Raw genomic sequence first — 2,039 nt, forward strand, 5'->3', positions numbered from 1 at the left:
AAAGATCAAACGACTGTTTGGGGTTGTATAGTCAAGTAATTAAGTGCATGTGGTGGATGCCTTGGCAGTCAGAGGCGATGAAAGACGTAATAGCCTGCGATAAGCTCCGGGGAGGCGGCAAATATCCTGTGATCCGGAGATTTCTGAATGGGGAAACCCACCCGCTATAAGGCGGGTATCATAAACTGAATACATAGGTTTATGAGGCGAACGAGGGGAAGTGAAACATCTCAGTACCCTTAGGAAAAGAAATCAATTGAGATTCCCTCAGTAGCGGCGAGCGAACGGGGAAAAGCCCATTAAGTTATCTAAGCTTTAGTGGAACGCTCTGGGAAGTGCGACCATAGTAGGTGATAGTCCTGTACACGAAAGGGCTTAGATAATGATGTCGAGTAGGGCGAGGCACGTGAAACCTTGTCTGAATATGGGGGGACCATCCTCCAAGGCTAAATACTCCTGACTGACCGATAGTGAACCAGTACCGTGAGGGAAAGGCGAAAAGAACCCCTGTGAGGGGAGTGAAATAGATCCTGAAACCGCATGCATACAAGCAGTGGGAGCCAACTTGTTTGGTGACTGCGTACCTTTTGTATAATGGGTCAGCGACTTACATTCAGTAGCAAGGTTAACCGATTAGGGGAGCCGTAGAGAAATCGAGTCTTAATAGGGCGTTTAGTTGCTGGGTGTAGACCCGAAACCGGGTGATCTATCCATGAGCAGGTTGAAGGTTGGGTAACACTAACTGGAGGACCGAACCCACTGTCGTTGAAAAGCCAGGGGATGACTTGTGGATAGGGGTGAAAGGCTAATCAAACTCGGTGATAGCTGGTTCTCCCCGAAAGCTATTTAGGTAGCGCCTCGGACGAATACCATTGGGGGTAGAGCACTGTTTCGGCTAGGGGGTCATCCCGACTTACCAAACCGATGCAAACTCCGAATACCAATGAGTACTATCCGGGAGACAGACTGCGGGTGCTAACGTCCGTAGTCAAGAGGAAAACAATCCAGACCGCCAGCTAAGGCCCCAAAATTATAGTTAAGTGGGAAACGATGTGGGAAGGCATAGACAGCTAGGAGGTTGGCTTAGAAGCAGCCACCCTTTAAAGAAAGCGTAATAGCTCACTAGTCGAGTCGGCCTGCGCGGAAGATGTAACGGGGCTAAAACTATATGCCGAAGCTGCGGATTTACACATTAGTGTAAGTGGTAGGGGAGCGTTCTGTAAGCCGATGAAGGTGGATTGAGAAGTCTGCTGGAGGTATCAGAAGTGCGAATGCTGACGTGAGTAACGACAAAACGGGTGAAAAACCCGTTCGCTGAAAGACCAAGGGTTCCAGTCCAACGTTAATCGGGGCTGGGTGAGTCGACCCCTAAGGCGAGGCCGAGAGGCGTAGTCGATGGGAAATTGGTTAATATTCCAATACTTCAGTGTAATGCGATGAGAGGACGGAGAAGGTTAAGTCAGCCTGGCGTTGGTTGTCCAGGTGAAAGGAAGTAGGCATGTATCTTAGGCAAATCCGGGGTACTCTATGCTGAGATCTGACAGCAAGCTGTACTTGTACAGTGAAGTGGCTGATACCATACTTCCAGGAAAAGTCTCTAAGCTTCAGTTACACTGGAATCGTACCCGAAACCGACACAGGTGGTCAGGTCGAGTAGACCAAAGCGCTTGAGAGAACTCTGCTGAAGGAACTAGGCAAAATGGTACCGTAACTTCGGGAGAAGGTACGCTGCTTTTGGTGATGGAACTTGCTTCCTGAGCTGAGAGCAGCCACAGAAACCAGGCCCCTGCAACTGTTTATTAAAAACATAGCACTCTGCAAACACGAAAGTGGACGTATAGGGTGTGATGCCTGCCCGGTGCTGGAAGGTTAATTGATGGGGTTAGCGTAAGCGAAGCTCTTGATCGAAGCCCCAGTAAACGGCGGCCGTAACTATAACGGTCCTAAGGTAGCGAAATTCCTTGTCGGGTAAGTTCCGACCTGCACGAATGGCATAATGATGGGGGCGCTGTCTCCAGCAGAGGCTCAGTGAAATCGAA

At 49.6% G+C, this 2,039-nt stretch carries 1 rRNA gene; it reads left to right on the forward strand.

Features of this window, described 5'->3' with window-relative positions:
- Positions 1-29: 29 nt before the first annotated feature.
- Positions 30-2,039 (forward strand): 23S ribosomal RNA (locus FTU02_RS16180); the annotation flags it as partial.

Origin of the sequence: Acinetobacter sp. YH12045 (genome assembly GCF_013419925.1) — a bacterium.
Classification (GTDB): Bacteria; Pseudomonadota; Gammaproteobacteria; order Pseudomonadales; family Moraxellaceae; genus Acinetobacter; species Acinetobacter amyesii.